This is a genomic window from uncultured Thiocystis sp. (assembly GCF_903866365.1).
Classification (GTDB): domain Bacteria; phylum Pseudomonadota; class Gammaproteobacteria; order Chromatiales; family Chromatiaceae; genus Chromatium.
The window spans coordinates 1-6,643 of the sequence record NZ_CAIPNF010000135.1 but is presented as its reverse complement, the minus strand read 5'-3'; the positions used below and the strand labels follow the sequence as shown (position 1 = coordinate 6,643).

Genomic DNA, 6,643 nt, shown 5'->3' with positions numbered 1-6,643 from the left:
GGAGCGCGGCTACCGTCAGCGCGATGTGGCGCGGCTGATCCTGGAGAAGAACCTGTTCGGGCTCGACATCGACGGGCGCGCGGCGCAGTTGACTGGCTTTGCGCTGATGATGAAGGGACGGGCGGATGATCGGCGGTTGTTTGATAATCCGCCCCGGCTCAACGTCATGGCCTTGCTTGAGAGCAAGGGGCTGGATGCCGACGAACTCATCCGCTCGCTCGAAACAGTCGTCGGTCGGGTTAGCTCAAAGGGGGTAACCCGACCAGCCACGCTCGGTTTTGAGAATGACGATCTTTTTCCGGGCACTCTTGCGCAAATGACGCTTGGTGAATCGTCCGGTCCGGAAACGTCGAGTGACACCATGTCGGGTTACGCTGCGCTAACCCGACCTACAATTGCGGCCCTGATCGAGACCTTCGCCGAGGCCAAGACCTTTGGTTCGCTGATTCAGATTGCGCCGGAACTGGTGAAGGCATTGCCGGAGCTGGAAGGGGTGCTGTCGCAGGCATTGGAGACGGGAGATGCCTTCGCGCGCGCGGCGGCGGAGGATCTGTTGCCGCTGGTGCGACAGGCGCGGGTATTGGCGATGCGGTTCGATGCGGTGGTGGCGAATCCGCCGTATATGGGAAGTCGATACTACTGCGCTGGATTGAAAGACCTAATTGGAACGAGCTACGAAGCTGGCAAGCCTGATCTCTACGGTGTGTTTATTCTTCGCAATATTCGGATGGCAGCGAAAAATGGATATGTCGGAATGATCACGATTCCCAACTGGATGTTTCTTCCGACATTCGAAGACTTACGAGATGCTGTGTTTAATCAGGCTCCCATCTTGAGCTTAGTGCACAACGGTCGCGGCGTATGGGGTTCAGACTTCAGGGTGAGCGCGTATAATTTTTTCTGAAATCAATAAAATCAAACAGTTAAGATGCGAGCTTCACAATACATATGAACTGTAACTTATTGATTTATAGGGGTACGCGCTCGCCCTGGTTCAGACTTTGGGAGTTGTTCGTTCGTACTGCGTCGGGGTGCTTCTGTAGAATTTAGGGGCCGGTTTCTTAAGCTTTTCGAGAAGCAGGGAAGTGTCTCCGGTAACGAAGTTCTCGAGCAACGTTTCCACAGTGCCAAGCCAACTGATACTCGTAATGCAGAGTTCCGACAGGTTCCACGTAGTCCGGTGGCCTATTGGCTTAGCCAGCGCATTCGGGAGATATTTACAGAGGGGGTACTCCTTGGTGAACTTGTTCAAGCAAGGCAGGGGTTAGCAACCGCTAACAACAACCAGTTTGTTCGCCTCTGGCATGAAGTAGACGGACTCCGAGTTGGCTATGGCCTCCCTAGTCGAGAGGCCGCGTCGGCTTCTCTAAAAAAATGGTTCCCGTATAATAAAGGTGGCGATTTTCGAAAGTGGTATGGAAATCAGGAATTTCTCGTCAATTGGGAGGGTGACGGTCGAGACCTGTTCGCGTTTAAGCCGCGTTCGGTGATTCGAAATCCAGAGTATTACTTCCTTCCCTCTTTGAGCTGGTCTGACATTACCTCAGGCCCGGCTTCGTTCAGGATTTTCGATGAAGGATTCATTCACGATGTTACCGGGATGTCTGCATTTAAGTTCGATGAGGTAGATCGATCTATACTCGTTTCTTATTGCAATACGCCTATTGTGATTAGCATTGCGCGAGCAATAAACCCGACCTTGCACTTTCAGATAGGTGACTTCAGCAACATTCCCATATTAAAAAAACTGGAGACTATCACCCGTAGACACATAAACGAATCGTTTGACTCGCTGATCTCTGCGGCTAGGATCGACTGGAACGCCTACGAACGCTCCTGGAATTTTGAATATCTGCCTATCCTTGCTGCCTCCTCCGAGCCCACGCCAACCATCGAATACAGCTATACCGTCTGGGCTACCCAGAACCGCGCCACCATCGCCGAAATGAAACGCCTCGAAGAGGAGAACAACCGCCTCTTCATCGACGCCTACGGCCTGACAGACGAACTTACCCCCGAGGCTCCCATCGAGCAGATCACCCTCACGGTGAACCCGGCCTACCGCTACGGCAAGAAACTGGCGGATGACGAGTGGTCCGTTGCGCATGGCTTCGGCGAGGAACTGGAGACCCGCTTTCGCGAAGACACCATGCAGGAACTGGTGTCCTACGCCATCGGCGGCATGATGGGCCGCTACAGCCTGGACGCGCCGGGCCTGATCTACGCGCACAGCGGCAACCTTGGCTTCGACCCCAGCCGCTACGCGCGCTTCCCCGCCGACGCCGACGGCATCCTCCCCATCACCGACACCGACTGGTTCGACGAAGACGCCGCCCACCGCCTGGTCGAGTTCATCGCGGTCGCCTGGGACCAGGCGCATCTGGAAGAAAACCTCAGCTTCCTGGCCGCCAACCTCGCGCCGAAGAACGGCGAATCCAGCCGCGAGACGCTGCGCCGCTATCTGAGCGACCGCTTCTTCAAGGACCATCTCCAGACCTACAAGAACCGCCCGATCTACTGGTGTTTCTCCAGCGGCAAGCAGAAGGCGTTTCAGTGCCTGGTCTACCTGCACCGCTACCACAGCAGCACCCTGGCGCGGATGCGGATGGAATACGTGGTGCCACTGCAAAGCAAGATGGCCGCCCGGATCGAGTCGCTCGCCGACGACATCCAGGCCGCCAGCAGCTCCGCCCAGGCCAAGCGTCTCCAGAAGGACCGCGACAAGCTCACCAAGCAACTGGACGAACTGCGCCGCTTCGACGAGCAACTGCGCCACTACGCCGACCAGCGCATCGCCCTGGACCTGGACGACGGCGTCAAGGTCAACTACGGCAAATTCGGCGACCTGCTGGCCGAGGTGAAGACGGTGACGGGGCAGAAGAGCGACTGATCGCATGTCCGAGTTTGATCTGATCGGAGAGATCACCGACGTCGAATTGATCGCACGCGGCACCGGAATCCGGGATCTATCCCGACTGAAGCGGCAGTACGGAAAAGGGAACTGGCGCAAGCTGAAGGGATATGCACTGATTCGCTTGAGCAATGGCCACGAGCGCCGAGCAGAGCTTCATTGGTACGAGGCTCACGGTATTGGTCGACGAGAAGTCAAACGGAAACGGTACGTAGAATGATGACAAATCAAGATCATTTAACAGGTTATGTGGTCTGTATCGATAACACTGGCTATCCCGCCTCCCTCGAACGCCACAAGATCTATCGCGTCCTCCAAGACGAAGAAGCAGCGGCGGACGGCGATCTTCGCGTCATTGATGAAAGCGGCGAAGATTACCTCTACTCTGCGGATCGGTTTGTTCCGATCCAGCTTCCATCGGCAGTGGAAAAATCCTTTGAAATAGCGGCGTAAAGAAGATGGGACAGATCAACGCCTGATACCAACACAGAGCTTGCAACCATGACCATCGCTGAACAGATCTACCAGGAAGTCCGGACGCTGCCAGACGAACTGGCGCGCGAAGTGCTCGATTTCGTCGGCTTCATTGAAGCCAAGTACGCCTTGAAACCAGCGTCCGACCGGGACTTGCAGCAGGCTCAAGCGCCGGCGATGTCCCATGTCTGGGACAATCCAACCGATGACGAGGTATGGAATGACTTGTAGTCCGGGCGATCTGATACTGATCCCGTTCCCGTTTTCGGATCTCAAGGCAACCAAAAAACGTCCGGTACTGGCCCTGACCTCGCCGGATCGTCATGGAGATTTCATCGGCCTGGCCGTGACATCCGTGCCGCAACCGCCCCCAAACAGGCTGATCGACACCACCCATTTATCCATGGGAAATCTTCCAAAGGTCAGTTGGGTTCGGGTCGACAAGGTTTTTACCCTTGATCATCGGCTGATGGTTAATGCGCTCGGTCGAGTCAACACAAGCACCCTGGAACAGATCCTCACGGCCCTCTGCGACCGGGTCGGCTACGACGGTACGTGAAATGGTGATCGTTCGTTGCTCGTTTCCACGCTCCAGCGTGAGAATGCCGTTCGCCGCTCCAGCGGCCCGAGTGCCGACTCGACGCCGGAGCGTCGACATATTGCTCCCACGCTGGAGCGTCACTGCCATTAAGTTAAGGATTTTCCGTTCGCCCTGAGCTTGTCGAAGGGTGGGCGGGAAATCCTAAGCCTCTGAGCGTAAAGCCGTTCATGGTTCGACAAGCTCACCACGAACGGCTTAACTTAATGGCAGTGACGCTGGAGCGTGGGAGCCAGATTGAGGTTTCCATGAACTACCGAGAACGCATTACCGTCGAGCCGGGCAAACGTGGTGGCCGTCCTTGTGTGAGAGGGCTGCGCATCACCGTTTACGACGTGCTGGAGCAACTCGCCACCGGGATGTCCCCCGAGCAAATCATCGAAGACTTTCCGGAACTGGAGTTGGAAGACATTCACGCCTGCCTGGGGTTTGCCGCAGATCGCGAGCGGCATATCGCGGGGCTTCAGGCGCGATGAAGCTCCCGAAGCGACTCGCCTGGTTTTGAAATCATGAAAACCAATGACCCGAAGGCGCATGAAGTGAAGACCAGACCGGATCATCCCGATCCGTCCATCCGCCTCACGTTCATCTACGTCGACAACTTCAAATCACTGGTGGATTTCAGGCTGCCGTTGGCGCCTTTCACCTGCCTGATTGGTCTGAACGGATCGGGCAAGTCGACTGTTTTGCAGGCGATCGACTTCACCTCCAGGCTGTTCAAGGGGGATATCTCGCGCTGGCTAGAGCAGCGTCAGTGGAAACCGGGTGACCTCAATTCAAAGCTAATCGGCAAGAGCAATATCAAGCTCGGCATTGCGCTGTCCTGTGCGAATCAGTCTTTCCTCTGGGTCGGTAGTTTCAATCGTTCCTTGCTCCGCTGTACCTCCGAGACGGTGAAGCTGAGTGGCAAAGCAATGCTCTCGGTTGCGGATGGATACTACTGGTCCGGTGATGCTGTTCAAGGTGGGGCGACCGCATCGCGCACCAAGATTGCTTTCGAATATGAAGGTTCGATCCTGTCTCAGCTCAAGGATGAGATCCTGCCCGCGCCACTGCTCCCGCTGAAGCGGTTTCTCCAGCAGACGGCCTCGCTCGACCTTCTTGCACCCCAGCTTCTGCGCAAGCGAGCTATCCAAAGCGCGGGCGAACTTGGCATGGGCGGAGAGCGTCTCTCGGCCTTTCTCTCCGAGCTGTCGGATGAACAACAGCATGCATTGGGGAATCAACTGACGACGGCCTATCCCCATTTGGAACAGTTCGTGACCCGCTCGTTACGGGCCGGCTGGAAAGAGCTGGGAATCCGGGAGCAGTTCGGCGACAAAAAACTCTACACCGAGGCACGTCATATCAACGACGGGATGTTGCGTCTGATGGCGATCCTGGCGGAGATTCTGACCGACCATCAGTTTCTGCTGTTCGACGAGATCGAAAACGGCATCAACCCGGAACTGGTTGAATTCCTGCTCGATGTGTTGGTGAATGCCAAGCAGCAGGTACTGGTCACGACGCACAGTCCGATGATTCTGAACTATCTGGACGACGAGGTGGCGCGTCAGGGCGTGCAGTATCTGTATAAGACGCCGGAGGGATTCACGCGGGCGGTGCCTTTTTTCGAGATTCCGTCGCTGGCCGCCAAGCTCGATGTCATGGGACCGGGCGAAGCCTTCGTGGATACGCAGTTATCTCGTCTGCCCGACGAGATCGACGCCATGCCGAAACCCGCCAAGGATGCTGGCTATGCTGATCCTCGTTAGCGGAGAGGGACCGACGGATCTGGGGCGATGTCTGGGGGCCGATCCGTGTGAGGGTGATGCTTTCCAACCCGGACCCATGGCCTGGTTGGTTGATCAGATCGCGGAGACCTCCGAGCGCTACTCGTTCCTGGAACTCCACCTGATGGTCTTTCTGTCGAAGCAGCGCCTCTCCGAGACGTCGAAGAAACTGAAGCCGCCGAGTCTGCCGGGGCGCAAGCGCGGTCAGGAAACGGCGTATTACTTTCGTAATGCACGCGCACTCGCGCTGGAAGCGATCGATCTCGCCGCGACATCCGGTCAATCGGTGATCGCCGTGCTGTTCCGCGATGCGGACGGCACCCAGTCGGCTGGGCGTGGACAGTGGCGGGACAAGTGGAATTCGATGTGTCAGGGTTTCGACCATGAGGGTTATGCCGCTGGTGTTCCCATGATTCCGAAACCAAAGTCCGAGGCGTGGTTACTCTGCGCGCTCAAGCCAAGCCAGCCTTATCAGCACTGTGCTCGCATCGAAGATGAGTCGGGAAACGACGCCGGGCTTGATGCACTCAAGTCACAATTGGAGAGCGCCTTGGGTAAGCCGCCAACGGCGACGCTTCTGGCGGAACTGGTGCGAGAGGGTCGGGTGGACGCCGCACGGATTGAAATGGCCAGCTTCGTGAGGTTCCGAGAGCGACTTCAGCACGTACTCAAGGATCCATTGGGTACGATGGAGCGCAAGGGCTTGAGCAACGGCTGCATCGGAGTGGATTCACTCACAGTGAGCGGGCATAGGTGTTCGGGATTTTTTAAGCCTGGACTTCCAGAAGCAACCTATTTAAACGACCTAAGGATGTCTCTCTTTTCTTATAATTTGGATCGAAAATTTCGTTTGCAAAAAGCTTTATCTTATTCGCTAGGTTATTAAAG

The 6,643-nt window shown here is 56.3% G+C and carries 9 protein-coding genes; all 9 read left to right on the top strand.

Translation table 11 applies throughout. The features are described from left to right. Nucleotides 1–904: Eco57I restriction-modification methylase domain-containing protein (locus QZY07_RS08040; protein WP_295401408.1), on the top strand; the 904-nt coding region annotated here is incomplete at its 5' end. Nucleotides 905–970: 66 nt separating this feature from the next. After that, a complete protein-coding gene (pglX, locus tag QZY07_RS08035) occupies nucleotides 971–2,890 on the top strand; it encodes a BREX-1 system adenine-specific DNA-methyltransferase PglX (protein ID WP_295401410.1) in 1,920 nt (639 codons plus the stop codon). Nucleotides 2,891–2,894: 4 nt separating this feature from the next. Next, nucleotides 2,895–3,131: a hypothetical protein gene (locus QZY07_RS08030; RefSeq protein ID WP_295401406.1), complete on the top strand. Its 237-nt coding sequence runs from the start codon at nucleotides 2,895–2,897 to the stop codon at nucleotides 3,129–3,131. Next, on the top strand, nucleotides 3,128–3,364 hold the full coding sequence (locus tag QZY07_RS08025) for a hypothetical protein (RefSeq protein WP_295401404.1): 237 nt from the start codon (nucleotides 3,128–3,130) through the stop codon (nucleotides 3,362–3,364). The genes QZY07_RS08030 and QZY07_RS08025 overlap by 4 nt, the downstream gene beginning before the upstream one ends. 48 nt (nucleotides 3,365–3,412) lie before the next feature. Next, entirely contained in the window at nucleotides 3,413–3,616 is a 204-nt protein-coding gene (locus tag QZY07_RS08020; protein ID WP_295401402.1) for a DUF2281 domain-containing protein, read from the top strand. Beyond that, nucleotides 3,606–3,944, top strand: a complete 339-nt coding sequence (locus QZY07_RS08015) for a type II toxin-antitoxin system PemK/MazF family toxin (RefSeq protein ID WP_295401400.1) — start codon at nucleotides 3,606–3,608, stop codon at nucleotides 3,942–3,944. The genes QZY07_RS08020 and QZY07_RS08015 overlap by 11 nt, the downstream gene beginning before the upstream one ends. Before the next feature lie 287 nt (nucleotides 3,945–4,231). Further along, entirely contained in the window at nucleotides 4,232–4,459 is a 228-nt protein-coding gene (locus tag QZY07_RS08010) for a DUF433 domain-containing protein (RefSeq protein ID WP_295401398.1), read from the top strand. A gap of 33 nt (nucleotides 4,460–4,492) precedes the next feature. Then, a complete protein-coding gene (locus QZY07_RS08005; protein ID WP_295401396.1) occupies nucleotides 4,493–5,737 on the top strand; it encodes an ATP-binding protein in 1,245 nt (414 codons plus the stop codon). Next, nucleotides 5,721–6,641: a hypothetical protein gene (locus QZY07_RS08000; RefSeq protein WP_295401394.1), complete on the top strand. Its 921-nt coding sequence runs from the start codon at nucleotides 5,721–5,723 to the stop codon at nucleotides 6,639–6,641. Before QZY07_RS08005 ends, QZY07_RS08000 begins: the two co-directional genes overlap by 17 nt. Nucleotides 6,642–6,643: the final 2 nt, after the last annotated feature.